Annotated in this window: 24 protein-coding genes; 4 read left to right on the forward strand and 20 right to left on the reverse strand. The window is 56.9% G+C overall.

Annotation, left to right across the window (positions count from 1 at the left end; all coding sequences use genetic code 11):
• Positions 1-3: 3 nt before the first annotated feature.
• From RGV33_RS32585 to rpmH, 20 genes are all read right to left on the reverse strand, one after another.
• Positions 4-771 (reverse strand): DeoR/GlpR family DNA-binding transcription regulator, encoded by a 768-nt coding sequence (locus RGV33_RS32585; protein WP_322148535.1) that lies wholly within the window; start codon positions 769-771, stop codon positions 4-6.
• Positions 772-997: 226 nt separating this feature from the next.
• A complete protein-coding gene (gene glmU, locus RGV33_RS32590) occupies positions 998-2,365 on the reverse strand; it encodes a bifunctional UDP-N-acetylglucosamine diphosphorylase/glucosamine-1-phosphate N-acetyltransferase GlmU (RefSeq protein WP_322148536.1) in 1,368 nt (455 codons plus the stop codon).
• A 115-nt stretch (positions 2,366-2,480) separates the two neighbouring features.
• A complete protein-coding gene (locus tag RGV33_RS32595; RefSeq protein ID WP_322148537.1) occupies positions 2,481-2,906 on the reverse strand; it encodes a F0F1 ATP synthase subunit epsilon in 426 nt (141 codons plus the stop codon).
• Positions 2,907-2,950: 44 nt separating this feature from the next.
• Positions 2,951-4,330 (reverse strand): F0F1 ATP synthase subunit beta, encoded by a 1,380-nt coding sequence (atpD, locus tag RGV33_RS32600; protein ID WP_076013259.1) that lies wholly within the window; start codon positions 4,328-4,330, stop codon positions 2,951-2,953.
• Positions 4,331-4,357: 27 nt separating this feature from the next.
• Positions 4,358-5,218, reverse strand: a complete 861-nt coding sequence (atpG, locus tag RGV33_RS32605) for a F0F1 ATP synthase subunit gamma (RefSeq protein WP_076013260.1) — start codon at positions 5,216-5,218, stop codon at positions 4,358-4,360.
• Between the two features lie 50 nt (positions 5,219-5,268).
• Positions 5,269-6,813, reverse strand: a complete 1,545-nt coding sequence (atpA, locus tag RGV33_RS32610; protein WP_003213549.1) for a F0F1 ATP synthase subunit alpha — start codon at positions 6,811-6,813, stop codon at positions 5,269-5,271.
• Positions 6,814-6,834: 21 nt separating this feature from the next.
• A complete protein-coding gene (locus RGV33_RS32615; protein WP_003213551.1) occupies positions 6,835-7,371 on the reverse strand; it encodes a F0F1 ATP synthase subunit delta in 537 nt (178 codons plus the stop codon).
• 12 nt (positions 7,372-7,383) lie between these two features.
• On the reverse strand, positions 7,384-7,854 hold the full coding sequence (locus RGV33_RS32620) for a F0F1 ATP synthase subunit B (protein WP_008439543.1): 471 nt from the start codon (positions 7,852-7,854) through the stop codon (positions 7,384-7,386).
• Between the two features lie 56 nt (positions 7,855-7,910).
• The gene (gene atpE / locus RGV33_RS32625; protein WP_002555987.1) at positions 7,911-8,168 is read right to left on the reverse strand and encodes a F0F1 ATP synthase subunit C; all 258 of its coding nucleotides are present in this window, start codon (positions 8,166-8,168) and stop codon (positions 7,911-7,913) included.
• Between the two features lie 133 nt (positions 8,169-8,301).
• Positions 8,302-9,171 carry a F0F1 ATP synthase subunit A gene (atpB, locus tag RGV33_RS32630; RefSeq protein ID WP_322148560.1) on the reverse strand — a complete coding sequence of 290 codons (870 nt, stop codon included), beginning with the start codon at positions 9,169-9,171 and terminating at the stop codon, positions 8,302-8,304.
• 16 nt (positions 9,172-9,187) lie between these two features.
• Positions 9,188-9,595, reverse strand: a complete 408-nt coding sequence (locus tag RGV33_RS32635) for a F0F1 ATP synthase subunit I (protein ID WP_322148561.1) — start codon at positions 9,593-9,595, stop codon at positions 9,188-9,190.
• A 148-nt stretch (positions 9,596-9,743) separates the two neighbouring features.
• The gene (locus RGV33_RS32640; RefSeq protein WP_322148563.1) at positions 9,744-10,616 is read right to left on the reverse strand and encodes a ParB/RepB/Spo0J family partition protein; all 873 of its coding nucleotides are present in this window, start codon (positions 10,614-10,616) and stop codon (positions 9,744-9,746) included.
• 9 nt (positions 10,617-10,625) lie between these two features.
• A complete protein-coding gene (locus tag RGV33_RS32645; RefSeq protein WP_071485337.1) occupies positions 10,626-11,423 on the reverse strand; it encodes a ParA family protein in 798 nt (265 codons plus the stop codon).
• 18 nt (positions 11,424-11,441) lie between these two features.
• Entirely contained in the window at positions 11,442-12,086 is a 645-nt protein-coding gene (rsmG, locus tag RGV33_RS32650; RefSeq protein WP_322148564.1) for a 16S rRNA (guanine(527)-N(7))-methyltransferase RsmG, read from the reverse strand.
• Complete coding sequence (gene mnmG, locus RGV33_RS32655; RefSeq protein ID WP_322148565.1) at positions 12,083-13,975, reverse strand: tRNA uridine-5-carboxymethylaminomethyl(34) synthesis enzyme MnmG; 1,893 nt, start codon at positions 13,973-13,975, stop codon at positions 12,083-12,085. Before mnmG ends, rsmG begins: the two co-directional genes overlap by 4 nt.
• A gap of 553 nt (positions 13,976-14,528) precedes the next feature.
• Positions 14,529-15,899, reverse strand: coding sequence for a tRNA uridine-5-carboxymethylaminomethyl(34) synthesis GTPase MnmE (mnmE, locus tag RGV33_RS32660; protein WP_322148566.1), 1,371 nt, complete (start codon positions 15,897-15,899; stop codon positions 14,529-14,531).
• Between the two features lie 80 nt (positions 15,900-15,979).
• Positions 15,980-17,662, reverse strand: a complete 1,683-nt coding sequence (gene yidC / locus RGV33_RS32665; protein ID WP_322148567.1) for a membrane protein insertase YidC — start codon at positions 17,660-17,662, stop codon at positions 15,980-15,982.
• Between the two features lie 2 nt (positions 17,663-17,664).
• A complete protein-coding gene (yidD, locus tag RGV33_RS32670) occupies positions 17,665-17,910 on the reverse strand; it encodes a membrane protein insertion efficiency factor YidD (protein ID WP_003213574.1) in 246 nt (81 codons plus the stop codon).
• Positions 17,903-18,307, reverse strand: coding sequence for a ribonuclease P protein component (rnpA, locus tag RGV33_RS32675; protein ID WP_053128141.1), 405 nt, complete (start codon positions 18,305-18,307; stop codon positions 17,903-17,905). Before rnpA ends, yidD begins: the two co-directional genes overlap by 8 nt.
• A 16-nt stretch (positions 18,308-18,323) precedes the next feature.
• Positions 18,324-18,458, reverse strand: coding sequence for a 50S ribosomal protein L34 (gene rpmH, locus RGV33_RS32680; protein ID WP_003213577.1), 135 nt, complete (start codon positions 18,456-18,458; stop codon positions 18,324-18,326).
• A 585-nt stretch (positions 18,459-19,043) separates the two neighbouring features.
• On the opposite strand from rpmH, the gene dnaA reads away from it, so the two are divergent.
• Genes dnaA through gyrB form a run of 4 tightly spaced genes read left to right on the forward strand, consistent with a single transcriptional unit; the run spans position 19,044 to position 25,259 of the window.
• A complete protein-coding gene (gene dnaA / locus RGV33_RS32685) occupies positions 19,044-20,564 on the forward strand; it encodes a chromosomal replication initiator protein DnaA (RefSeq protein WP_322148571.1) in 1,521 nt (506 codons plus the stop codon).
• 39 nt (positions 20,565-20,603) lie between these two features.
• Positions 20,604-21,707 (forward strand): DNA polymerase III subunit beta, encoded by a 1,104-nt coding sequence (dnaN, locus tag RGV33_RS32690; RefSeq protein WP_003213582.1) that lies wholly within the window; start codon positions 20,604-20,606, stop codon positions 21,705-21,707.
• A gap of 20 nt (positions 21,708-21,727) precedes the next feature.
• Positions 21,728-22,831 (forward strand): DNA replication/repair protein RecF, encoded by a 1,104-nt coding sequence (gene recF / locus RGV33_RS32695; RefSeq protein ID WP_003213585.1) that lies wholly within the window; start codon positions 21,728-21,730, stop codon positions 22,829-22,831.
• A 4-nt stretch (positions 22,832-22,835) separates the two neighbouring features.
• Positions 22,836-25,259 (forward strand): DNA topoisomerase (ATP-hydrolyzing) subunit B, encoded by a 2,424-nt coding sequence (gyrB, locus tag RGV33_RS32700; RefSeq protein WP_322148572.1) that lies wholly within the window; start codon positions 22,836-22,838, stop codon positions 25,257-25,259.
• Positions 25,260-25,390: the final 131 nt, after the last annotated feature.

Below are 25,390 nucleotides of genomic sequence, written 5' to 3' on the forward strand. Positions count from 1 at the left end.
CTCCTAGATGACTGCCGCGCAAATCAGCGTGATGCCGCGGGCTTGAATCTGGTCGCGGGCCTCAGGCGGCAGGCGATCATCGGTAATAAGGGTATGGACGCTGCTCCAGGGCAGTTCCAGGTTGGGGATCTTGCGGCCAATCTTGTCGGACTCGACCATCACCACCACTTCACGGGCGACCTCGGCCATGACGCGGCTCAAACCCAGCAGTTCGTTGAAGGTGGTGGTGCCGCGCTCCAGGTCAATGCCATCGGCACCGATGAAGAGTTGGTCAAAATCGTAGGAACGCAGTACTTGCTCGGCGACCTGGCCCTGGAAGGAGTCCGAATGCGGGTCCCAGGTGCCGCCGGTCATCAACAGCACCGGCTCGTGTTCCAGGTCACTCAGGGCGCTGGCCACGTGCAGGGAGTTGGTCATCACCACCAGGCCGGGCTGGTGGCCCAGCTCGGGGATCATGGCGGCGGTGGTGCTGCCGCTGTCGATGATGATGCGAGCGTGTTCCCGCAAGCGCCTTACGGCCGCACGGGCGATGGCGCGCTTGTAGGCCGAAATGGGCTGGGCCGGGTCGCCGACCAGTTCCTGGGGCATGGTGATGGCGCCGCCGTAGCGACGCAGCAACAGGCCGTTACTTTCGAGGGCGGCCAGGTCCTTGCGGATGGTCACTTCCGAGGTTTCGAAACGCTTGGCCAGTTCGTCCACGCTGACCTCACCTTGCTCGGTGAGCATGGCAAGGATGTTGTGGCGACGTTGGGGTGTATTTCGTTTCGACATGGTGATAGTAAGTTTCGTTTCGAAAGATAACGAAGGCAATCAAAACCTATTAGCGAAAGTTCGTCAAGCAGGAGGATGAATCTTTTGAGCGCCGTTGAACCCGTGTGGGAGCTGGCTTGCCTGCGATGGCGGTGTTTCAGTCAATTAGAGTATCGACTGAAAGGGCCTCATCGCAGGCAAGCCAGCTCCCACAGAGGAACGTGATGCTGGCAGGGCTGTGGATAACTCAGGTCTTTTTGATTTTTACCGGGCGCTTCCAGCCGTCGATGTTGCGCTGGCGGGCGCGGGCCACTGCCAGTTGGGACTTATCCACATCCTGGTTGATGGTGGAGCCTGCCGCTGTGTTTGAACCATCACCAATGTTTACGGGGGCAATCAACGAATTGTTGGAGCCGATAAACACGTCTTCGCCAATGGTCGTCTGGTACTTGTTGGCGCCATCGTAGTTACAGGTAATAGCGCCAGCGCCGATATTGCTGCGCGCACCAATCACTGCATCACCGAGGTAGGCCAGGTGCCCGGCCTTGGCGTCATCGCCCATCTGTGCGTTTTTCAGTTCTACAAAGTTACCCACATGGGCCCTGGCTCCCAGCACGCTGCCCGGGCGCAAACGCGCGAATGGGCCAGCATCACTGCCCTCGCCCATCACCGCGCCATCGATATGGCTGTTGGCCTTGATCACTACCCCTTCGCGCAAAGTGCTGTCCTTGATCACGCAGTTCGGGCCGATCACCACGTTGTCTTCAATGACCACGCGGCCTTCGAGGATCACATTGATATCGATCAGCACGTCGCGGCCCACGGTCACATCACCCCGCACATCGAACCGTGCCGGATCGCGCAAGGTCACGCCCAGTGCCATCAGGCGGCGGCCTTCACGCAATTGGTAGTGGCGCTCCAGTTCCGCCAGTTGTTTGCGGTCGTTGGCGCCCTGCACTTCCATTGGGTCGTGGGGCTGCTCGGTGGCAACCACCAGGCCATCACTGACGGCCATCTCGATGACGTCGGTCAGGTAGTACTCGCCCTGGGCATTGTTGTTGGACAGGCGGCTCATCCAGTCAGCCAGGCGATCGGCCGGCACGGCAAGGATCCCGGTGTTGCCTTCGGTGATGGCACGCTGGGCTTCGCTGGCGTCTTTATGCTCGACGATGGCGGCGACCTTGCCGTCAGCGTTGCGCACGATACGGCCGTAGCCGGTCGGGTCGTCCAGCTCGACGGTGAGCAGGCCCATCTGGCCTGGCACTACGTGTTTGAGCAGGCGCTGCAAGGTTTCCACTTCGATCAGCGGCACGTCACCGTAGAGGATCAGTACCGTGTCGGCCGTGATAAACGGTACGGCTTGCGCGGTGGCATGGCCGGTGCCCAATTGCTTGTCCTGCAATACGAAATTCAAGTCATCTGCCGCCAGCCGCTCACGCACCACATCGGCACCGTGGCCGATCACCACATGGATGCGCTGTGGATCAAGTTGCCGGGCGCTGTGGATAACATGGCCAAGCATGGAGTTGCCGGCAACCGGGTGCAGCACCTTGGGCAGGGCTGAACGCATGCGAGTGCCCTGGCCTGCGGCAAGAATTACGATTTCGAGAGACATGAATGGCTACCAATCCTGGGCGGTCAGACTTAAGACCAAAGAAGTGTTTTGCAAAAAAAGAAAAAGGGTAGCCGAGGCTACCCTTTTTAATCAATCACACATGAGGCTTGACGGCTTAACCGCCAAACTTCTTGCGGATCTGCTGGACGGTGCGCAGCTGGGCTGCGGCCTCGGCCAGACGTGCAGCAGCAGAACCGTAGTCGAAATCTGCGCCTTTTTCGTTCAGGGCCTTCTCGGCAGCCTTGACGGCGTCCTGAGCTGCGGCTTCATCCAGGTCGGCGGCACGTTGCACGGTGTCGGCAAGTACCTTGACCATGTTCGGCTGAACCTCGAGGAAACCACCGGAGATGTAAAACACCTCCCGTTCCCCGCCCAGCTTGGTCAGAGTGATCGGACCAGGCTTCAAGGATGTAATCAATGGCGCGTGGCCAAAGTTAATACCCAGGTCGCCCAGTTCGCCGTGTGCAATCACACTCTCGATCTGACCGGAGAAGATTTCTCCTTCCGCGCTGACGATATCGCAATGGAATGTCATAGCCATCTGCTTGCCTCAACCTGATTAGCGCCCGTTACCGGGCGCCGGAATTACAGTTTCTTGGCTTTCTCGATCGCTTCTTCGATGCCGCCGACCATGTAGAACGCTTGTTCTGGCAGGTGGTCGTAGTCACCGTTGAGGATGCCTTTGAAGCCAGCAATAGTGTCTTTCAGGGAAACGTATTTACCCGAGGCACCGGTGAAGACTTCAGCCACGAAGAACGGCTGCGACAAGAAGCGCTGGATCTTACGAGCGCGGGATACCAACTGCTTGTCGGTTTCCGACAGCTCGTCCATACCCAGGATCGCAATGATGTCCTTCAGTTCTTTGTAACGCTGCAGAACGTACTGGACGCCGCGAGCGGTGTCGTAGTGTTCCTGGCCGATAACGTTCGGGTCCAGCTGGCGCGAAGTCGAGTCCAGTGGATCGACCGCTGGGTAGATACCCAGGGAGGCGATGTCACGGGACAGTACGACGGTGGCGTCCAAGTGGGCGAACGTGGTCGCTGGCGACGGGTCAGTCAAGTCATCCGCAGGTACGTATACCGCTTGGATCGAGGTGATCGAACCGTTTTTGGTCGAAGTGATACGCTCTTGCAGAGTACCCATCTCTTCGGCCAGGGTCGGCTGGTAACCTACTGCCGAAGGCATACGGCCCAGCAGTGCGGATACTTCAGTACCGGCCAGGGTGTAACGATAGATGTTGTCGACGAACAGCAAAACGTCGTTACCTTCGTCACGGAACTTCTCGGCCATGGTCAGGCCGGTCAGTGCTACGCGCAGACGGTTACCCGGCGGCTCGTTCATCTGACCGTAAACCAGTGCCACTTTGTCCAGAACGTTGGAATCCTTCATCTCGTGGTAGAAGTCGTTACCCTCACGAGTACGCTCACCCACACCGGCGAACACGGAATAACCGCTGTGCTCGATGGCGATGTTACGGATCAGTTCCATCATGTTTACGGTTTTGCCTACACCGGCACCACCGAACAGACCGACTTTACCGCCCTTGGCGAACGGGCAAACCAGGTCGATAACCTTGATGCCGGTTTCCAGCAGGTCGTTGCCGCCCGCTTGTTCCGCGAAGGAAGGCGCAGGACGGTGAATGCCCCAGCGCTCTTCGGTTTCAATTGGACCGGCTTCGTCGATCGGGTTACCGAGGACGTCCATGATCCGGCCCAGGGTCGCTTTACCGACAGGTACGGAGATGGCTGCGCCAGAGTCAGTGACTTCCAGACCGCGCTTCAAGCCCTCGGTGGAACCCATTGCAATGGTACGAACCACGCCGTCGCCCAGCTGCTGCTGAACTTCCAGGGTGGTGCCGGCATCGCTTTTGACTTTCAAAGCGTTGTAGATGCTCGGTACGCTGTCGCGTGGGAATTCCACGTCGATAACGGCGCCGATGATTTGAACGATACGTCCGCTACTCATAGCTGGATCCTCTGAATATTTGAACCGTTAAACCGCGGCAGCGCCGCCGACGATTTCCGAGATCTCTTGGGTGATCGCAGCCTGACGCGCCTTGTTGTAGATCAGCTGCAAATCGCTGATCAAATCACCGGCGTTGTCGGTAGCGTTCTTCATCGCGATCATCCGCGCAGCTTGTTCAGCCGCGTTGTTCTCGACCACCGCCTGGTACACCTGCGACTCCACGTAGCGCACCATCAAGCCGTCAAGCAGCTCTTTGGCGTCTGGTTCGTAGAGGTAGTCCCAGTGGTGCTTGAGTTCTTGTTCCGGGGTGGCCACCAATGGAATCAACTGCTCCACGGTAGGCTGTTGCGTCATGGTGTTGATGAACTTGTTGGATACCACGGAGAGGCGGTCAATCCGGCCTTCCAGGTATGCATCCAGCATCACTTTGACGCTGCCGATCAAATCATTGATCGACGGTTCTTCACCCAGGTGGCTGATAGCTGCAACGACGTTACCGCCGAAGTTGCGGAAAAAGGCCGCACCCTTGCTACCGACCACACACAGATCGATCTCGACGCCGTTTTCGCGGTTTACCGCCATGTCCTTGACCAGGGCCTTGAACAGGTTGGTATTCAAACCACCGCACAAACCACGGTCACTGCTCACCACGACATAACCGACGCGCTTTACTTCGCGGTCGAGCATGAACGGGTGGCGATATTCCGGGTTGGCGTTGGCCAGATGACCAATAACCTGGCGGATACGCTCCGCGTAGGGACGGCTAGCAGCCATGCGCATTTGTGCCTTGCGCATTTTGCTGACCGCCACTTTTTCCATGGCGCTGGTGATCTTTTGCGTGCTTTTGATGCTCGCAATCTTACTGCGAATCTCTTTTGCGCCTGCCATGTAACACCTATCAGGTTAGCAAGCGGGAGCCACGCGGCCCCCGCTGCGGCTTACCAGGTTTGGGTGGCCTTGAACTTCTCGATACCGGCTTTGATGCCAGCGTCGATGTCGTCATTGAAGTCACCCTTCACGTTGATCTTCGCCATCAATTCGGCGTGATCGCGGTTGAAGTAAGCAATCAGCGCTTGTTCAAAGCTGCCGACCTTGGTGATTTCAACGTCGGTCAGGAACCCACGTTCAGCGGCATACAGCGACAGCGCCATGTCAGCGATCGACATTGGTGCGTATTGCTTCTGCTTCATCAGCTCGGTAACGCGCTGACCATGCTCAAGTTGCTTACGGGTCGCTTCGTCCAGGTCAGAAGCGAACTGGGCGAATGCCGCCAGTTCACGGTACTGAGCCAGAGCGGTACGGATACCACCGGAGAGCTTCTTGATGATCTTGGTCTGAGCGGCACCACCCACACGGGATACCGAAACACCGGCGTTCACTGCAGGACGGATCCCGGAGTTGAACATGGCCGATTCCAGGAAGATCTGACCGTCAGTGATGGAAATCACGTTGGTCGGAACGAACGCGGAAACGTCGCCAGCCTGGGTTTCGATGATCGGCAGTGCGGTCAGGGAACCGGTTTTGCCGGTCACTGCGCCGTTGGTGAACTTCTCTACGTATTCTTCCGAAACGCGGGATGCGCGTTCCAGCAGACGGGAGTGGAGATAGAACACGTCGCCTGGGTAAGCTTCACGGCCTGGTGGACGGCGCAGCAGCAGGGAAATCTGGCGGTAAGCCACTGCTTGCTTGGACAGATCGTCATAAACGATCAGCGCGTCTTCACCGCGGTCGCGGAAGTATTCGCCCATGGTGCAACCGGAGTACGGTGCCAGGAACTGAAGTGCAGCGGATTCCGAAGCACTGGCGGCCACGACGATGGTGTTAGCCAGGGCGCCGTTTTCTTCCAGCTTGCGAACCACGTTGGCGATGGTCGATTGTTTCTGACCGATTGCTACGTAGACGCAGAAAATCCCGCTGTCTTTCTGGTTGATGATCGCGTCGATCGCCAGAGCGGTTTTACCGATCTGACGGTCACCGATGATCAGCTCACGCTGGCCACGGCCGACAGGAATCATGGCATCGACAGCCTTGTAGCCAGTCTGTACAGGCTGGTCTACCGACTTACGCCAGATCACGCCTGGAGCAACTTTCTCGACCGCATCGGTCTCGGTGTTGTTCAGCGGACCTTTGCCGTCAACTGGGTTACCCAGTGCGTCGACAACGCGACCCAGCAGTTCCTTACCAACCGGAACCTCCAGGATGCGGCCTGTGCACTTGGCGCTCATGCCTTCGGCCAGAGTCTGGTAGGAGCCCAATACAACGGCACCTACAGAGTCTTGCTCCAGGTTGAGAGCCATACCGTAGACGCCGCCCGGAAACTCGATCATCTCGCCGTACATTACGTCGGCCAGACCGTGAATCCGCACGATGCCGTCAGATACGCTGACGACAGTGCCTTCGTTACGGGCTTGGGAGGTCACATCGAGCTTGTCGATGCGGCCCTTGATAATTTCACTTATTTCGGAAGGATTGAGTTGCTGCATTGCTCTGCTGCCCCTTCAAACTCAAGATTTCAATGCTTCGGCAAGATTCGCGAGTTTGCCGCGAATCGAGCCATCGATAACCAGGTCGCCGGCGCGAATGATGACACCACCAATCAGGGTGGCATCCTCCGCAACTTGCAGGCGCACTTCCCGGTCGAGTCGTGCACTGAGAACCTTGGCGAGTTTGTCTTGCTGTTCTTGGTTCAATGCAAAAGCACTGGTCACTTCAACATCTACCGATTTCTCTTGTTCGGCCTTGTACAGGTCAAACAGAGCGGCGATCTCCGGCAGAAGCGGGAGACGGTCGTTTTCGGCAACGACGTGGATGAAGTTCTGCACTTTTACATCAAACTTGTCGCCGCACACGTCAATAAACGTGGCGGCCTTGTCTGCGCTCGTCAGTCGCGGGGCCTTGAGCACGCGCTGCATCGTGTCGTCTTGCGACACTGCTGCAGCCAGGCCGAGCATGGCTGACCAAGAGGCCAGCTGCTGGTGGGCCTGGGCGTGCTCGAAGGCTGCCTTAGCGTAAGGTCGGGCCAACGTGGTCAATTCTGCCATGATCGCCCTCGCTTAAATTTCAGCAGCCAGTTTGTTAACCAGCTCCGCGTGCGCGTTTTGATCGATTGTGGCACCCAGGATCTTCTCAGCACCGCCGACGGCCAGAGCACCCAATTGGGCACGCAGCGCATCTTTGACACCGTTCAGTTCCTGCTCGATCTCGGCTTGAGCCTGAACCTTCACACGGTCAGCGTCGATACGGGCTTTTTCAACAGCCTCTTCAACGATCTGGTTACCGCGTTTCTTGGCTTGCTCAATGATTTCAGCTGCCTGAGCTTTCGCTTCGCGCAGTTGTTGACCCGCTTTATCTTGGGCCAACTCCAGGTCGCGAGCTGCTCGTGCGGCAGCGTCCAGTCCGTCTGCGATCTTCTTCTGACGTTCGTGCAAAGCCGCGATGACCGGAGGCCATACGAACTTCATGCAGAAAACTACAAAAATCAAGAACGCTAAGGACTGACCAATAATGGTTGCATTAATGTTCACGCCAATACCTCGCTCGTTCGTTGCACAACACACCAATCACTCGAAAAACCGAGTGATTAACCGGCGAGTTGACCAACGAAGGGGTTCGCGAAGGTGAAGAACAGAGCGATACCAACACCGATCATGGTCACGGCGTCGAGCAGGCCGGCGACGATGAACATTTTAACTTGCAGCATTGGAACCATTTCTGGCTGACGCGCTGCGCCTTCCAGGAACTTGCCGCCCAGCAGGCCGAAACCAATGGCAGTACCCAGGGCGCCCAGGCCGATCAACAGTGCAACAGCGATAGCGGTTAGACCAACTACAGTTTCCATCTTTCCTCCCGACTTTTACGTCGTATGGTTTAGGTTTTTTAGATTTTAAAACGGTAAAACAAATCGTTTCATAGCCCTTCAGGGCTACCCTCCCGTTTGACCGGGAGGGACATCAGACTAGTCGAGACTGGTCTTAATGGTTCTCTTCGTGCGCCATCGACAGGTAGACGATGGTCAGCATCATGAAGATAAACGCCTGCAGGGTGATGATCAGGATGTGGAACACAGCCCACGCCCACTGCAGAACAATGCCCAGGCCGCTAAGCCAGAGCAGACCACTGCCGAACATCACAGCGATCAGAATGAACACCAGCTCGCCGGCATACATGTTGCCGAACAGTCGCAAAGCCAGGGAAATCGGCTTGGCGATCAGGGTCACGAATTCCAGCAGGAAGTTCACCGGGATCAGCAGGGCTTGAACGAAGATGTTCTTGCTGCCGAACGGGTGCAGGGTCAGTTCGCCGATAAAGCCGCCGATACCCTTGATCTTGATGCTGTAGAAGATGATCAACGCAAACACCGACAAGGCCATGCCCAGGGTGGCGTTAGGGTCCGTGGTCGAAACAGCACGGAATGGAATGTGGTGGTCGCCGGTGATCAGGATGGCCAACTGAGGAATCCAGTCGACCGGAATCAGGTCGACGGCGTTCATCAGGAACACCCAGACGAAGATGGTCAGCGCTAACGGTGCAATCACCGCGCTACGGCCATGGAAGCTGTCTTTCACGCTGCCATCGACGAATTCGACCAATACTTCAACGAAGTTCTGCAAAGCACCTGGCTGACCGGAAGTCGCCTTCTTTGCCGCCATGCGGAAAATCAGGACGAAGATCAGACCCAATGCGACAGACCAGCCCAGAGTATCCAGGTGGAATGCCCAGAAGCCCATTTCTTTGGCTTCTGCTGCGGAGTGGGCAAAGCCCCAGCCGCCGTTGGGAAGCTGACCGAAGGTCAGGTTCTGCAAGTGGTGCTGGATATAGCCCGAAGCGGTTGTTTCTGCCATGGTTGCCTCAAACGCCCTAAGGTTTCGAAAGTCTTGTTTTCATTAGCAGGGGAGCGAACCAGTTGACCAGTTGAGTCAACACGAACACGCCGAATACAGCCAGCGGCGCCAATGGCTTCACACCTGCAAAGGTCAGTGCAAACAGCACTGCCGTCAAAATCAGTTTCCCCGCCTCGCCGGCATAAAAAGACCGGACGATGGCCTGGGCTGCTCGGGCGCCGGAAAACCGAAAGGCCCTGTGAGCAAAATACATATTGGGCAGCAAGGCTATCAGGCCTCCGCAGAGTCCTGAATATCCGGCTACGACTCCATGCCAATACCAAAGCGCCAACGAGGCGATCAGTAAAATGACAAATTGAGCCATTAAAACCGGGAAAACGGCCAAGCGATGGAACGGCAACGTGTTTGGCGTGCGGGTTTCCATCACTCTTGCTCCTCAATGGTCGGCTGCCGGAAATCAATAACTTGGCATAATTTGTGCCGACAAAATGCGCGCAGAGTATAGGGGCGGTTCTGCCCCTATTCAACTGCCGGGTAGTGATTTCCGACTGCGCGCTACACAAGCAATTGTTTCAGCGGATGTGGGCAAGGACGCCCTGAAGCTCATCCAATGAGTTATATCCGATGACCAATTGCCCTTTGCCTTTCTTACCATGCCGGATTTGCACCGCAGAGCCTAGGCGTTCGGCCAGGCGCTGCTCCAGGCGTGCGATATCCGGATCAGGTTTGACGGTTTCGACCGGTGCAGGTTTGCCACTGAGCCACTGGCGAACCAGGGCCTCGGTCTGACGAACGGTGAGGCCTCGTGCGACAACGTGTCGCGCCCCCTCAACCTGTTGATTTTCCGGCAAACCGAGCAAAGCACGGGCATGACCCATTTCCAGGTCGCCATGGGAAAGCATGGTTTTGATGACTTCCGGCAGCGCAATCAGGCGCAGCAGGTTGGATACGGTCACCCGGGACTTGCCCACTGCATCCGCGACTTCCTGCTGAGTCAGTTTGAATTCCTGCTGCAAACGCTGCAGAGCGATCGCTTCCTCGATCGGGTTGAGGTCTTCGCGCTGGATGTTCTCGATCAGCGCCATGGCGATGGCGGTTTCATCCGGCACATCGCGCACCATCGCCGGGATGGTTTCCTTGCCGGCCTGCTGGCTGGCGCGCCAGCGGCGTTCGCCCGCGATGATTTCAAAGCGGCCGGCACCAATCGGGCGCACCACGATCGGCTGCATCACGCCCTGAGCCTTGATCGAATTCGCCAGTTCTTCCAGCGCCTGCGGGTCCATGTCCCGGCGCGGCTGGTATTTGCCGCGCTGGATCAGGTCCAGCGGCAAGTGCTGCAGCTCACGCTCGTCGGCCTGCACCGCTTGTTCTTCAAGGGTCGTGACAGTCGGACCACTCAGCAGTGCATCCAGTCCACGTCCGAGACCTCGTTTCTTGACGGCCATGGGGATTCCTTAAGTTGGCTGGGCTGCAGCGGTGCGTGAATTGCGGCGTTGACGGCGAACCATCTCGCCGGCCAGCGCCAGATAGGCAATGGCGCCGCGGGATGACTTGTCGTACGCCAGCGCGGGCATGCCGTAGCTTGGCGCTTCAGCCAGGCGGATGTTGCGCGGAATCACGGTGTCGTACAACTGCTCGCCGAAGTGCTCCTTGAGCTGCGCCGACACATCGTTCATCAGGCTCAGGCGCGGGTCATACATGGTCCGCAGCAGGCCTTCGATTTGCAGGTTCGGGTTGAGCAACTCGGCGATACGCTTGATGTTATCCACAAGGTCGCTCAAGCCTTCGAGCGCGAAGTACTCGCACTGCATGGGGATAATCACCCCGTCGGCTGCAACCAATGCGTTCAACGTCAGCATCGACAGCGACGGTGGGCAGTCGATCAAAATGTAGTCGTAGTTCTCGCGGATCGGCGCCAGAGCGCTGCGCAGACGGCTTTCTTTCATCTGCATTTCCAGCAGCACCACTTCTGCCGCGGTCAAATCGCGGTTGGCCGGCAGCAGTTGATAACCGCCGTGCTCGGAGTAATGCATGGCCTGCGCCAGGTCGCACTCGCCAATCAGCAAGTCGTAGACCGAGTTTTCCAGGCCGTGTTTATCCACACCGCTACCCATGGTGGCGTTGCCCTGTGGATCGAGATCGATCAACAGCACCCGACGCTTGGTAGCGACCAGGGATGCTGCGAGGTTGATGCAGGTGGTGGTTTTGCCCACGCCACCTTTCTGGTTCGCTATCGCGAATACCTTAGCCATTCTTGCTTGTGTTCCCAATCATGCCGTGCGGCGCAGTATCAGCAGATGGCGTTGGCCTTGGCAACCGGGTACGGCCAAGGCGTGTCCGCTATCGAGGTGGAAGTCTGCCGGCAATGCTAACAGCTCGTCGCTTGGATGAACGCCCTTCATTGCCAGCCAACGGGTATCGCGGTCGCCAAGGTGGCGGGTCCAGTTGCTGAAGTTCTCCATACTGCTGAAAGCCCGGGAAACAATTCCGTTGAAAGGCTGTTCAGGCGTGAAGGCTTCGACGCGACTGTGGATAACTTGCAGGTTATCCAGCTTGAGTTCTAGTTTGACCTGGGTCAGGAAGCGGGTTTTCTTGCCGTTGCTGTCCAGGCAGGTTACTTGCGACTCGGGAAACAGGATCGCCAGCGGGATACCGGGCATGCCGCCACCGCTGCCAACGTCGAGCCAGCGGCCGTTTTCGATAAACGGCATCACGCTGAGGCTGTCGAGCAGGTGGCGCGAGACCATTTCGTCCGGGTCACGTACCGCAGTGAGGTTGTAAGCCTTGTTCCATTTGATCAACAGGGCCAGATAACCCAGCAACAACTCATGCTGGGCTTCGGTCAGGTTGACGCCAAGCTGGCGAGCACCTGTGGATAACTCTTCGGCGTGTTGCGAGGTGACCAACGAACTCAAGCGCTTTGCTCCAACTGACGGCCCGCGCCGCGTTTTTTCAAATGAATCATCAACAGCGAAATGGCTGCCGGCGTGACGCCCGGGATACGGGACGCCTGGCCCAGGGTCTCTGGTCGAGTTATCCCCAGCTTGCCTTGAATCTCTTTCGACAGACCGGAAATATTTGTGTAATCGATATCCACAGGCAGCTTGGTGTCTTCGCTGGCCCGCAGACGAGCAATCTCGTCCTGCTGGCGATCAATGTAACCGGCGTATTTGGTCTTGATTTCGACCTGCTCGGCGACCTGTGGGTTTTCTGCACCGCCGCCGGTTACCGAGATCAGACCAGCGTAGTCGATTTCAGGACGGGACAGCAGGTTCAGCAAGTTGTATTCGTGAGTCAGCGGCGTGCCGAATTTTTCGGAAATCGCATCACCTTGCTCGGTGCCCGGGCGAACCCAGGTACTTTTCAGGCGTTGCTCTTCCAGCTCGATGCTCTCGCGTTTTTTGCAGAAGGCTGCCCAACGTGCATCGTCGACCAAGCCCAGCTCGCGACCTTTTTCGGTCAAGCGCAGGTCGGCGTTGTCTTCCCGCAGGATCAGTCGGTATTCCGCCCGGGACGTAAACATCCGGTACGGTTCCTGGGTACCGAGGGTAATCAGGTCGTCGACCAACACGCCGATGTAGGCCTCATCGCGACGCGGGCACCAGCTGTCTTTGCCTTGTGCACGCAGTGCCGCATTGGCTCCGGCCAGCAAACCCTGGGCGCCGGCTTCTTCGTAGCCGGTAGTGCCGTTGATTTGGCCAGCAAAGAACAAACCGCCGATCACCTTGGTTTCAAGGCTGTATTTCAAGTCACGCGGGTCGAAGTAGTCGTACTCGATGGCGTAACCAGGGCGGACGATGTGTGCGTTTTCCATACCGCGAATCGACTGCACGATCTGGATTTGCACGTCAAACGGCAGGGAAGTGGAAATCCCGTTCGGGTACAGCTCGTGGGTGGTCAACCCTTCCGGCTCGATGAAGACCTGGTGGCTTTCCTTGTCGGCAAAGCGGTGAATCTTGTCTTCGATCGACGGGCAGTAGCGTGGGCCAATACCTTCGATCACCCCGGAATACATCGGCGAACGGTCGAGGTTCGCGGCAATGATTTCGTGGGTACGCGCATTGGTGTGGGTAATCCAGCAACTGACTTGCTTCGGATGCTGTTCCTTGGAGCCCATGAACGACATCACCGGGATCGGTGTATCGCCGGCTTGCTCGGTCATCACCGAGAAATCCACCGAACGGCCATCGATACGCGGCGGTGTGCCGGTTTTCAGGCGACCGACCCGCAGTGGCAGTTCGCGAAGGCGTTGAGCCAGGGCGATTGACGGCGGGTCACCGGCACGGCCACCGGAATAGTTCTGCATACCGATGTGGATAAGTCCGCCGAGGAAGGTACCGGTAGTCAACACCACGGATTCTGCGAAGAACCGCAGGCCCATTTGTGTGACAACACCACGTACCTGGTCCTGTTCAACGATCAGGTCGTCGGCGGCCTGTTGAAATATCCACAGGTTCGGCTGGTTTTCCAGGGTTTCGCGGACAGCGGCCTTGTACAGGATCCGGTCGGCTTGAGCACGGGTGGCTCGTACGGCCGGGCCTTTGCGGCTGTTCAATACGCGAAATTGAATACCACCCTTATCGGTAGCCATGGCCATCGCGCCGCCCAGGGCATCGATTTCCTTGACCAGGTGGCTTTTGCCAATCCCGCCAATTGCGGGGTTGCAGCTCATGGCGCCGAGGGTTTCCACGTTATGCGTCAGCAACAGGGTTTTTGCCCCCATACGTGCTGACGCCAGTGCTGCCTCGGTACCGGCATGACCGCCGCCGATGACGATCACTTCAAAACGGGAAGGGAAATCCACCACGCACCTCGTGCCTGCTTCTGTAGGTAATTAGGAATGAGCGTTCGAGATCAGGTTTTCGAACGAGTCGGCAAGTATAGGGACTTCGCCCTTCCTAAAGAACCCTTTGCACAAAATTTAACCAGCTGTGGATGAATCACGAACAATAGAAATTAAAAGAGAGAAATTTATTAAATCTTTGTTTTTATGTTTATTTATACTGAGGCATGTTTCTGTGGATAGATCTCTACAGGCCTTTATTTATGGTATGTACAGAGATTCAAAAGTCTGTGGTCATGTGCCAATAAGGCCCTTGGATAAGTGGTCTAAGCCTGTGGATTAAACAGGTGGTTATCCACAGAGGGGTTTTTACTCAGGTTTCAAGCCCTGTTATCAACTGGGCACAAGGGCGGTTATTCACAGGGCTTAATCCACAGAAAAGCGTCGATTGAGGCAAATCCCAGGCGCAAAAAGGCCGTCGCGAAGTTCGGGTTATTCCGAAAAGACAAAGGAGTGCCCTGAAACGGGCAGAACAGGCAGGCGCGAATGGCCTGCCTGGGGGACAAACGAAAGGTTATTTACCGATGCAGAAGCTGGAAAAGATCCTTCCCAGCAGATCATCGGAGCTGAAAGCGCCGGTAATCTCACCCAATAACTGTTGAGCCTGGCGCAAATCTTCAGCCAGCAGCTCACCAGCACCTGCCAGGGTCAACTGCGCCCGGCCGTGCTCGAGGGCTGCGCTAGCGTGTCGCAACGCTTCCAGGTGCCTGCGGCGAGCACTGAAGCTGCTTTCCGAGGTTTGCTCGTAGCCCATGCAGGCCTTCAGGTGATCGCGCAATAACTCCAGGCCATCACCCGCCGACTTGGCGCTGAGGCTGATCGTCACATGGCCATCCTCGCTGACGTCCAGCGCAATCGCCTCGCCGGTCAGGTCGGCCTTGTTTCGAATCAGCGTGACTTTGGCCGGGTCTGGCCGTTGTTCGAGGAATTCCGGCCACAGTGCGAAGGGGTCTGCGGCCTCTGGCGCGGTGGCGTCCACCACCAGCAGCACGCGATCGGCTTCGGTGATGGCCTTTAACGCACGTTCTACGCCGATCTTTTCCACCTGGTCATCGGTGTCACGCAGCCCCGCCGTGTCCACCACGTGCAGTGGCATGCCATCGATGTGGATATGTTCGCGCAGGATATCCCGCGTGGTGCCGGCGATCTCGGTGACAATCGCGGCCTCTCGCCCGGCCAGGGCATTGAGCAGGCTCGACTTGCCGGCGTTGGGACGGCCGGCAATCACCACGGTCATACCGTCGCGCAGCAAGGCTCCTTGCCCGGCTTCGCGCAGTACTGTGGATAACTCATCGCGGACTTTATCCAGCATCGCCAGTACATGGCCATCGGCAAGAAAGTCGATTTCTTCCTCCGGGAAATCAATCGCGGCCTCCACGTAGATGCGCAAGCTGATCAACTGCTCGGTGAGGTTATGCACACGCAGGGAAAACGCCCCCTGCAACGAGCGCAACGCATTGCGCGCAGCTTGTGCAGAGCTGGCTTCGATCAGGTCGGCAATCGCCTCGGCCTGGGCCAGGTCGAGCTTGTCGTTGAGGAACGCACGTTCGCTGAATTCACCCGGGCGGGCGAGCCGGCAACCCAGTTGCAGGCAACGCTGCAGCAGCATATCCAGCACGATCGGGCCGCCGTGGCCTTGCAGCTCAAGGACATCTTCCCCTGTAAATGAGTTGGGCCCCGGGAAATAAAGGGCAATACCTTCGTCCAGTACCTCTTCATCGGCGCCGAGAAAAGGCCCGTAATGCGCATACCGGGGCTTCAGTTCCCGCCCACTGATGGCCAGGGCTGCCACACCGGCGAGCGGCCCGGAAATACGAACGATGCCGACACCACCACGACCTTGAGCGGTGGCGACAGCGGCGATGGTTTCACGAGGAGCGCTCATGGCGGGTACCCGGGTAAAAGTGACAGAAAGCAAAACGCCCCACTAGGGGGCGTCTTGAGTGGTGTTATCCACAGAGTAAATTACGCCTCGGCTTTTTTGGTAGCCGCTTCGATTTTACGTGTGATGTACCACTGTTGGGAGATCGACAGGCAGTTGTTGACCACCCAGTACAGCACCAGACCAGCCGGGAACCACAGGAAGAAGAAGGTGAAGATGATTGGCATCATTTTCATTACTTTGGCCTGCATCGGGTCCGGAGGAGTCGGGTTCAGGCGCTGCTGGATGAACATGGTCGCGCCCATGATGATCGGCAGGATAAAGAACGGGTCTTTGATCGACAGGTCAGTTATCCACAGCATGAACGGTGCCTGGCGCATTTCCACGCTTTCCAGGAGAACCCAGTACAGCGACAGGAATACCGGCATCTGTACCAGAATCGGCAAGCATCCACCCAGCGGGTTGATCTTCTCTTTCTTGTACAGCTCCATCATGGCCTGCGACATTTTCTGCCGGTCGTCACCATGTTGTTCTTTCAGCGCGGCCAGTTTCGGGGCCACGGCACGCATACGGGCCATCGACTTGTAGCTGGCAGCCGACAGTGGGAAGAAGATCCCCTTGATCAGCATGGTCAGCAGGATGATCGAGAAGCCCCAGTTACCAACGATGCTGTGGATATGTTGCAGCAGCCAGAAGATCGGCTGGGCAATGAACCACAAAATGCCGTAATCCACAGTCAGTTCCAAACCTGGGGATAACTCTTTGAGGACCGCCTGGCTCTTAGGGCCGGCATACAACGTAGCGCTGGCTTCAGCCTTGGCACCTGGAGCGACGGTCAACGTCGGGCCAGTAAAGCCAATGATGTAGTTGCCTTGGCTGTCTTTGCGGGTTTGAACCAGGTTGGCGTCACCCTTGTTCGGGATCCACGCGGTCACAAAGTAGTGTTGCAGCCAGGCGACCCAGCCACCTTGGATGGTTTCTTTCAGCGCACCCTTGTCGATATCTTTCATCGACACTTTTTTGTACGGCTCGTTACTTGTCCACAGGGCAGCGCCCAGGTAAGTCGCGGTGCCGGTAGCGGTGCTGGAAGAAGGATCGGCGCTGTTGTCACGCTTGAGCTGGGCAAACAGGTTGCCCGTCCAGGCCTTGGCGCTGGTGTTGTCGATCAGATAAGTAACTTTCAGATCGTACAAACCGCGGGTAAAGCTGAAACGCTTGATGTAATTGACGCCGTCGTGACTGAATTTCAGGTCAACGTTCAACTGGTTCTGGCCATCAGCCAGTTGATAAGTCTTCTGCTCGGTCGAATAAACCGGACGACCGGTAGCACGCGCATCCGGACCGTCAGTACCGGTCAGGCCACTTTGTGCCAGATATACACGTTCGCCGCCGTTATCGAACAGCTGGAACGGAACGTCAGGATGGTCTTGGCGACGTGGATACAGCGGCAGCTTCAGCTGGGCGATATCACCACCTTGTGGATCGATAGCCAGGTCCAGTACATCCGTTTTTACGTGGATGAGGTCTTTATTGGTGACGACCGGGGTTTCTACCGGGGTGCTGGTATCGGCATTCGCGCTGGGTACATCGGCACTGGCGGCAGCATTGTTACCCAGTGGCGTATCCGGAATAGCCGGCGCCGACTGATTGGTAGCAACATTCTGAGTCGGCAGGGCAGCTTGGCCATAATCCTGGTTCCACTTAAGAACCATAGAGTAGGACACGATTGCCAGGGCGACGATCAGGATCGTGCGTTTAATATCCATGATTACTCGGCCATCGAAGAAGAACGGGAGGTAGGGATAGGTGGAACCGGGTCATAACCACCGGGATTCCACGGATGACAGCGACCTAAACGACGAAAGGTCAGCCAGCCACCGCGCAGAAGGCCATGATTTTCTATGGCTTCCAGCGCGTAGCAGGAACAACTGGGGTAGAAACGACAGTGGTTTGCCATCAGGGGACTAATGGCATAGCGGTAAAACTGGATCGGAACGAGGGCCAGTTTACGCATCAGTACTGTCTACCCCTACAGTTTCGGTGCTGACAGCTGGTGCTGGCTTGTTGGTACGAGCCAAACGTTTCCAGAGCTTGCCGAAATGCTGAATCAATTCGGGGTTTTCTACGTCCCCCAAGCCTTTGCGCGCGACGATAACAATATCCCAACCAACCAGAGTGTCCTGGTGGAGGCGAAACGATTCGCGCATCAGACGCTTGAGGCGATTGCGCTCAACGGAGAGCTTTACGCTCTTCTTGCCGATCACCAACCCGAGACGGGGGTGATCCAGATCGTTGTTACGCGCAAGGAGCAGGAGATTTTTCCCCGGAACCTTGCCGGTGGGGGAGTCAAAGACTGCCTTGAAATGCCGGGGGGTTAGCAAACGCTTTTCCCGACTGAAGTCCTGACTCACCACCAGTACCGGATTATCAAACTGCCAGACGCGCACGACCTTTGGCGCGGCGACGCGACAGGACAGCACGGCCGTTCTTGGTGGCCATGCGAGCACGGAAGCCGTGAGTACGGGCGCGTTTGATGGTGCTTGGTTGGAAAGTACGTTTCATGGCGTGTTACCTGGTTCGTCCACAACGGGCCGGAATGGCCCCCGTTTTAAGAGACCGGCGATTCTAGAGAAAGCAAGCCTCTAGGTCAATTTCCAACCAGCTTTTCCTTCAATTAGATCTCTTGAGGCATCTGGACCGAATCCAGGCGATTCGGCTTTCACGTGCAATGCCATAGATATAAAAATAAAGAAGGAAGTTATTTAAAGCTTTTCTGTAAAGCTTATAAAAGCTAGGCAGGCGATCTTCTGTGGATAACTGCCTTTAGGCCATATTCCCCGTGGTGTACAGAGAATGACAACACGGGGGAGAAACGGTGCTCTGCCTGTGCTGCGCTATCGGATAACCTGTGTGTGGAATGGCTACTTATCCACAGGCCAGTTACCCACAGACTTTCGACCCCACTTGTACAACGGGCTTAGGGGCGCTTATCCACAGAGCTTATGCACAGACCATTTGTCGCCTTTTTTACGGTTAAGGCATTGATTCTTGGCGCCCTGTGAGCAACCTACATGTGGATAAGTGGACGGCTGGCCGCTACAATGGCGGCTGTTTTTGCCTCACCGGCTTTCAACTTAGGGGATATCCGTGTCAGTGGAACTTTGGCAGCAGTGCGTGGAGCTTTTGCGCGATGAGCTGCCTGCCCAGCAATTCAACACCTGGATCCGTCCGCTACAGGTCGAAGCCGAAGGCGACGAGTTGCGTGTCTACGCACCCAATCGTTTTGTTCTCGACTGGGTCAACGAGAAATACCTGAGTCGCGTTCTCGAGTTACTCGATGAACATGGCAACGGGCTTGCTCCTGTGCTCTCTTTATTAATAGGCAGCAAACGTAGCTCGGCACCTCGTGCTGCGCCGAATGCACCGTTGGCCGCAAGTGCCTCCCAGGCTCAAGCTGCAGCGGCACCTGTTAATAACTCGCCAGCGCCGATTGCCCAGACGCCTTCGAAATCCTCGTCGCAGAAAAACGCGCCTATAAATCAAGAGCCGTCCCGCGACAGCTTTGACCCGATGGCAGGCGCCAGCTCCCAACAGGCTCCGGTTCGTGCTGAACAACGCACCGTCCAGGTAGAAGGTGCGCTCAAGCACACCAGTTACCTGAACCGCACGTTCACCTTTGAGAACTTTGTCGAAGGTAAATCCAACCAGTTGGCCCGTGCGGCTGCCTGGCAGGTCGCCGACAACCCTAAGCACGGTTACAACCCGCTGTTCCTTTATGGTGGTGTTGGCTTGGGTAAAACTCACTTGATGCACGCTGTGGGTAACCATCTATTAAAGAAGAACCCGAATGCCAAGGTCGTGTACCTGCACTCGGAGCGCTTCGTGGCCGACATGGTAAAGGCGCTGCAGCTCAACGCGATCAACGAGTTCAAACGGTTCTACCGTTCCGTTGATGCGTTGCTGATCGATGACATTCAATTCTTCGCCCGCAAGGAACGTTCCCAGGAAGAGTTTTTCCACACGTTTAACGCGTTGCTCGAAGGTGGCCAACAGGTCATCTTGACCAGTGACCGTTATCCCAAGGAGATCGAAGGCCTGGAAGAGCGCCTGAAGTCGCGCTTCGGCTGGGGCCTGACCGTTGCGGTAGAGCCGCCGGAGCTGGAAACCCGGGTCGCGATCCTGATGAAGAAGGCCGACCAGGCTAAAGTCGACCTGCCTCACGATGCCGCATTTTTCATCGCCCAGCGCATTCGTTCCAACGTGCGTGAACTGGAAGGCGCGCTCAAGCGGGTCATCGCTCACTCGCACTTCATGGGCCGCGACATCACCATTGAGTTGATCCGCGAGTCCCTGAAAGACCTGTTGGCGTTGCAAGACAAGCTGGTGAGTGTGGATAACATCCAGCGCACGGTGGCCGAGTACTACAAGATCAAGATTTCCGACCTGCTGTCCAAGCGCCGTTCGCGCTCGGTAGCCCGTCCCCGGCAGGTGGCGATGGCGCTCTCCAAAGAGCTGACCAACCACAGCCTGCCGGAAATCGGTGATGTATTTGGCGGTCGCGACCACACCACGGTCTTGCACGCGTGCCGCAAGATCAACGAACTTAAGGAATCCGACGCGGATATTCGCGAGGACTACAAGAACCTGCTGCGTACACTGACTACTTGATGAACACCAGCGCAGCTTATTAAGGCAAGGGACTAGACCATGCATTTCACCATTCAACGCGAAGCCCTGTTGAAACCCCTGCAACTGGTCGCAGGCGTCGTCGAGCGCCGACAGACCTTGCCGGTGCTTTCCAACGTATTGCTGGTTGTCGAAGGCCAGCAACTGTCCTTGACCGGTACCGACCTGGAAGTCGAGCTGGTCGGTCGTGTCCAGCTCGAAGAACCCGCTGAACCTGGCGAGATCACCGTGCCGGCGCGCAAGCTGATGGACATCTGCAAAAGCTTGCCCAATGACGCACTGATCGACATCAAGGTTGATGAGCAGAAGTTGGTGGTCAAGGCTGGTCGCAGCCGCTTCACACTGTCGACTCTGCCGGCCAACGACTTCCCAACCGTGGAAGAAGGTCCAGGCTCACTGACCTGCAGCCTGGAACAAAGCCGTCTGCGCCGTTTGATCGAGCGCACCAGCTTCGCCATGGCCCAGCAGGACGTGCGTTACTACTTGAATGGCATGCTGCTGGAAGTTTCCGAAGGCATTATCCGCGCCGTGGCCACTGACGGTCACCGTCTGGCCATGTGCTCGATGAAAGCCGATATCGGTCAGCCGGATCGCCACCAGGTCATCGTGCCGCGTAAAGGTATTCTGGAACTGGCGCGTCTGCTGACCGAGCCGGACGGCAATGTCAGTATCGTATTGGGCCAGCACCACATCCGCGCGACCACGGGCGAGTTCACCTTCACGTCCAAGCTGGTTGATGGCAAGTTCCCGGATTACGAGCGTGTTCTGCCTAAAGGCGGCGACAAGCTGGTGATCGGCGATCGTCAGGCCCTGCGTGAAGCGTTCAGCCGTACCGCCATTCTGTCCAACGAGAAGTACCGCGGTATTCGCCTGCAATTGGCCAACGGCCAACTGAAAATCCAGGCCAATAACCCGGAGCAGGAAGAAGCGGAAGAAGAAGTGGGCGTCGACTACAACGGTGGCAACCTGGAAATCGGGTTTAACGTCAGCTATCTGTTGGACGTATTGGGCGTGATGACCACCGAACAGGTTCGCCTGATTCTGTCCGACTCCAACAGCAGTGCGCTGGTACAAGAATCCGACAACGATGACTCGGCGTACGTTGTCATGCCGATGCGCCTGTAATCATGTTCAGCAGAAGCTAGATGTCCCTCAGTCGCGTCTCGGTCACCGCGGTGCGCAATTTGCACCCGGTGACCTTCTCCCCATCCCCTCGCATCAATATCCTCCACGGCGCCAACGGCAGTGGCAAAACCAGTGTGCTGGAAGCCATTCACTTGCTGGGGCTCGCCCGTTCCTTTCGTAGTGCCCGCTTGTTACCGGTGATTCAGTATGAACAGCTGGCTTGCACGGTGTTTGGCCAAGTCGAATTAGCAGAAGGTGGGCATAGCAGCCTGGGGATATCTCGGGATCGGCAGGGAGAGTTTCAAATTCGCATCGACGGGCAGAATGCTCGCAGTGCTGCGCAACTGGCGGAAATCCTGCCGCTGCAACTGATCAACCCGGACAGCTTCCGTTTGCTGGAAGGTGCGCCGAAAATTCGTCGGCAGTTCCTCGATTGGGGTGTGTTCCACGTGGAACCGCGCTTCATGGCCACGTGGCAGCGCCTGCAGAAGGCCCTGCGGCAGCGGAACTCATGGCTGCGGCATGGTACACTTGACGCCGCTTCGCAAGCAGCGTGGGACCGGGAACTGTGCCTGGCCAGTGCTGAAATAGATGAATACCGCCGCGCCTATATCAAAGCCTTGAAACCAGTCTTTGAACAGACCTTGAGCGAGTTGCTTGAACTCGAGGGGCTGACGTTGAGTTACTACCGTGGTTGGGACAAAGACCGGGAACTGAGTGCAGTGCTCGCGACCTCCCTACAGCGGGATCAGCAAATTGGTCACACTCAGGCCGGACCACAACGAGCTGATTTGCGCCTTAGATTGGGCGCACATAATGCCGCGGACATCTTGTCCCGCGGTCAGCAGAAGTTGGTGGTCTGTGCTCTGCGTATCGCCCAGGGGCATCTGGTTAGCCAGGCCCGGCGCGGGCAATGTATTTATCTGGTGGATGACTTGCCGTCCGAACTGGACGAGCAGCACCGCCGCGCGCTATGCCGCTTGTTGGAAGACTTACGCTGCCAGGTGTTTATCACCTGTGTAGACCACGAATTATTGAGGGAAGGCTGGCAGACGGAAACGCCAGTCGCTTTGTTCCACGTGGAACAAGGCCGTATCACCCAGACCCACGACCATCGGGAGTGAAGGCATGAGCGAACAAAATACGAATACGTACGACTCGACCAGCATTAAAGTGCTTAAAGGTTTAGATGCCGTACGCAAACGTCCCGGTATGTACATCGGTGATACCGATGATGGCAGCGGTCTGCACCACATGGTGTTCGAGGTGGTCGATAACTCGATCGACGAAGCTTTGGCCGGTCACTGCGACGACATCAGCATTATCATCCACCCGGACGAATCCATCACCGTGCGCGACAACGGTCGTGGCATTCCGGTAGATGTGCATAAAGAAGAAGGCGTTTCGGCGGCAGAGGTCATCATGACCGTGCTCCACGCCGGCGGTAAGTTCGACGACAACTCCTATAAAGTATCCGGCGGTTTGCACGGTGTAGGTGTTTCCGTGGTGAACGCCCTCTCCGAACTACTGGTACTGACCGTGCGTCGCAGTGGCAAGATCTGGGAGCAAACTTACGTTCACGGCGTTCCGCAAGAACCGATGAAAATCGTTGGCGAAAGCGAAACCACCGGTACCCAGATTCATTTCCGTCCTTCCGACGAAACTTTCAAGAACATCCACTTCAGCTGGGACATCCTGGCCAAGCGGATTCGTGAGCTGTCCTTTCTCAACTCCGGTGTGGGTATCGTCCTCAAGGATGAGCGCAGCGGCAAGGAAGAACTGTTCAAGTACGAAGGTGGCTTGCGTGCGTTCGTTGAATACCTGAACACCAACAAGACTGCGGTCAACCAGGTTTTCCACTTCAATGTTCAGCGTGACGACGGCATCGCCGTGGAAATCGCCCTGCAGTGGAACGACAGCTTCAACGAGAACCTGTTGTGCTTCACCAACAACATTCCTCAGCGCGATGGCGGTACTCACCTGGTGGGTTTCCGTTCTGCACTGACGCGTAACCTGAACACCTACATCGAAGCGGAAGGCTTGGCGAAGAAGCACAAAGTCGCCACCACCGGTGACGATGCACGTGAAGGCTTGACCGCGATTATCTCGGTCAAGGTTCCGGATCCGAAGTTCAGCTCCCAAACCAAAGACAAGCTGGTGTCTTCCGAAGTGAAGACAGCGGTTGAACAGGAAATGGGCAAGTACTTCTCCGACTTCCTGCTGGAAAACCCGAACGAAGCCAAGCTGGTTGTCGGCAAGATGATCGACGCGGCGCGGGCTCGTGAAGCGGCGCGTAAAGCCCGTGAAATGACCCGCCGTAAAGGTGCGCTGGATATCGCTGGCCTGCCGGGCAAACTGGCTGACTGCCAGGAGAAGGACCCTGCCCTCTCCGAACTGTACCTGGTGGAAGGTGACTCTGCTGGCGGTTCCGCCAAGCAGGGTCGTAACCGTCGCACCCAGGCCATCCTGCCGTTGAAGGGTAAGATCCTCAACGTCGAGAAGGCGCGCTTCGACAAGATGATTTCCTCTCAGGAAGTCGGCACGTTGATCACCGCCCTGGGCTGTGGCATCGGCCGCGATGAGTACAACATCGACAAGTTGCGCTACCACAACATCATCATCATGACTGATGCTGACGTCGACGGTTCGCACATCCGTACCCTGCTGTTGACGTTCTTCTTCCGTCAATTGCCGGAGCTGATCGAGCGTGGCTACATCTATATCGCCCAGCCGCCGTTGTACAAAGTCAAAAAGGGCAAGCAAGAGCAATACATCAAAGACGACGACGCCATGGAAGAGTACATGACGCAGTCGGCCCTGGAAGATGCGAGCCTGCACTTGAACGACGAAGCCCCGGGCATCTCCGGTGAAGCGTTGGAGCGACTGGTAAACGACTTCCGCATGGTGATGAAAACTCTCAAGCGGTTGTCGCGCCTGTACCCTCAGGAGCTGACCGAGCACTTCATCTACCTGCCTGCCGTTAGCCTGGAACAGCTGGGCGATCATGCGCACATGCAGGATTGGCTGGCCCAGTACGAAGTCCGTCTGCGCACCGTTGAAAAGTCTGGCTTGGTTTACAAAGCCAGCTTGCGTGAAGACCGTGAACGTAACGTCTGGCTGCCAGAGGTCGAACTGATCTCCCACGGCCTGTCGAACTACGTCACCTTCAACCGCGACTTCTTCGGCAGCAACGACTACAAGACAGTTGTCACCCTCGGCGCGCAACTGAGCACCCTGCTGGACGACGGTGCTTACATCCAGCGTGGCGAGCGTAAGAAAGCGGTCAAAGAGTTCAAGGAAGCCCTGGACTGGTTGATGGCGGAAAGCACCAAGCGTCACACCATTCAGCGATACAAAGGTCTGGGCGAAATGAACCCGGATCAGCTGTGGGAAACCACCATGGACCCAGCGCAGCGTCGCATGCTGCGTGTGACCATCGAAGACGCCATTGGCGCGGACCAGATCTTCAACACCCTGATGGGTGATGCGGTCGAGCCTCGTCGTGACTTCATCGAGAGCAACGCCCTGGCGGTGTCCAACCTGGACTTCTGATCAGGTGCAGGTTCACGAATAGATGGTTCGGCTAATCCTCACCGATTGCTCGACCATCCCAAAGAAAGCCCGCCTAAAGCGGGCTTTTTTTGGTTCATCACGAAGTCCCGGGAAACACAGAAACAAGAACG

This window comes from Pseudomonas sp. Bout1 (genome assembly GCF_034314165.1).
GTDB lineage: Bacteria > Pseudomonadota > Gammaproteobacteria > Pseudomonadales > Pseudomonadaceae > Aquipseudomonas.

What these genes read in the sequence shown, in the direction of transcription:
- RGV33_RS32585 (WP_322148535.1), bottom strand. Translation starts at nt 771, where the DNA reads ATGTCGAAACGAAATACACCCCAACGTCGCCACAACATCCTTGCCATG.
- glmU (WP_322148536.1), bottom strand. Translation starts at nt 2,365, where the DNA reads ATGTCTCTCGAAATCGTAATTCTTGCCGCAGGCCAGGGCACTCGCATG.
- RGV33_RS32595 (WP_322148537.1), bottom strand. Translation starts at nt 2,906, where the DNA reads ATGGCTATGACATTCCATTGCGATATCGTCAGCGCGGAAGGAGAAATC.
- atpD (WP_076013259.1), bottom strand. Translation starts at nt 4,330, where the DNA reads ATGAGTAGCGGACGTATCGTTCAAATCATCGGCGCCGTTATCGACGTG.
- atpG (WP_076013260.1), bottom strand. Translation starts at nt 5,218, where the DNA reads ATGGCAGGCGCAAAAGAGATTCGCAGTAAGATTGCGAGCATCAAAAGC.
- atpA (WP_003213549.1), bottom strand. Translation starts at nt 6,813, where the DNA reads ATGCAGCAACTCAATCCTTCCGAAATAAGTGAAATTATCAAGGGCCGC.
- RGV33_RS32615 (WP_003213551.1), bottom strand. Translation starts at nt 7,371, where the DNA reads ATGGCAGAATTGACCACGTTGGCCCGACCTTACGCTAAGGCAGCCTTC.
- atpE (WP_002555987.1), bottom strand. Translation starts at nt 8,168, where the DNA reads ATGGAAACTGTAGTTGGTCTAACCGCTATCGCTGTTGCACTGTTGATC.
- atpB (WP_322148560.1), bottom strand. Translation starts at nt 9,171, where the DNA reads ATGGCAGAAACAACCGCTTCGGGCTATATCCAGCACCACTTGCAGAAC.
- RGV33_RS32635 (WP_322148561.1), bottom strand. Translation starts at nt 9,595, where the DNA reads ATGGAAACCCGCACGCCAAACACGTTGCCGTTCCATCGCTTGGCCGTT.
- RGV33_RS32640 (WP_322148563.1), bottom strand. Translation starts at nt 10,616, where the DNA reads ATGGCCGTCAAGAAACGAGGTCTCGGACGTGGACTGGATGCACTGCTG.
- RGV33_RS32645 (WP_071485337.1), bottom strand. Translation starts at nt 11,423, where the DNA reads ATGGCTAAGGTATTCGCGATAGCGAACCAGAAAGGTGGCGTGGGCAAA.
- mnmE (WP_322148566.1), bottom strand. Translation starts at nt 15,899, where the DNA reads ATGAGCGCTCCTCGTGAAACCATCGCCGCTGTCGCCACCGCTCAAGGT.
- yidC (WP_322148567.1), bottom strand. Translation starts at nt 17,662, where the DNA reads ATGGATATTAAACGCACGATCCTGATCGTCGCCCTGGCAATCGTGTCC.
- yidD (WP_003213574.1), bottom strand. Translation starts at nt 17,910, where the DNA reads ATGCGTAAACTGGCCCTCGTTCCGATCCAGTTTTACCGCTATGCCATT.
- rpmH (WP_003213577.1), bottom strand. Translation starts at nt 18,458, where the DNA reads ATGAAACGTACTTTCCAACCAAGCACCATCAAACGCGCCCGTACTCAC.
- dnaN (WP_003213582.1), top strand. Translation starts at nt 20,604, where the DNA reads ATGCATTTCACCATTCAACGCGAAGCCCTGTTGAAACCCCTGCAACTG.
- recF (WP_003213585.1), top strand. Translation starts at nt 21,728, where the DNA reads ATGTCCCTCAGTCGCGTCTCGGTCACCGCGGTGCGCAATTTGCACCCG.
- gyrB (WP_322148572.1), top strand. Translation starts at nt 22,836, where the DNA reads ATGAGCGAACAAAATACGAATACGTACGACTCGACCAGCATTAAAGTG.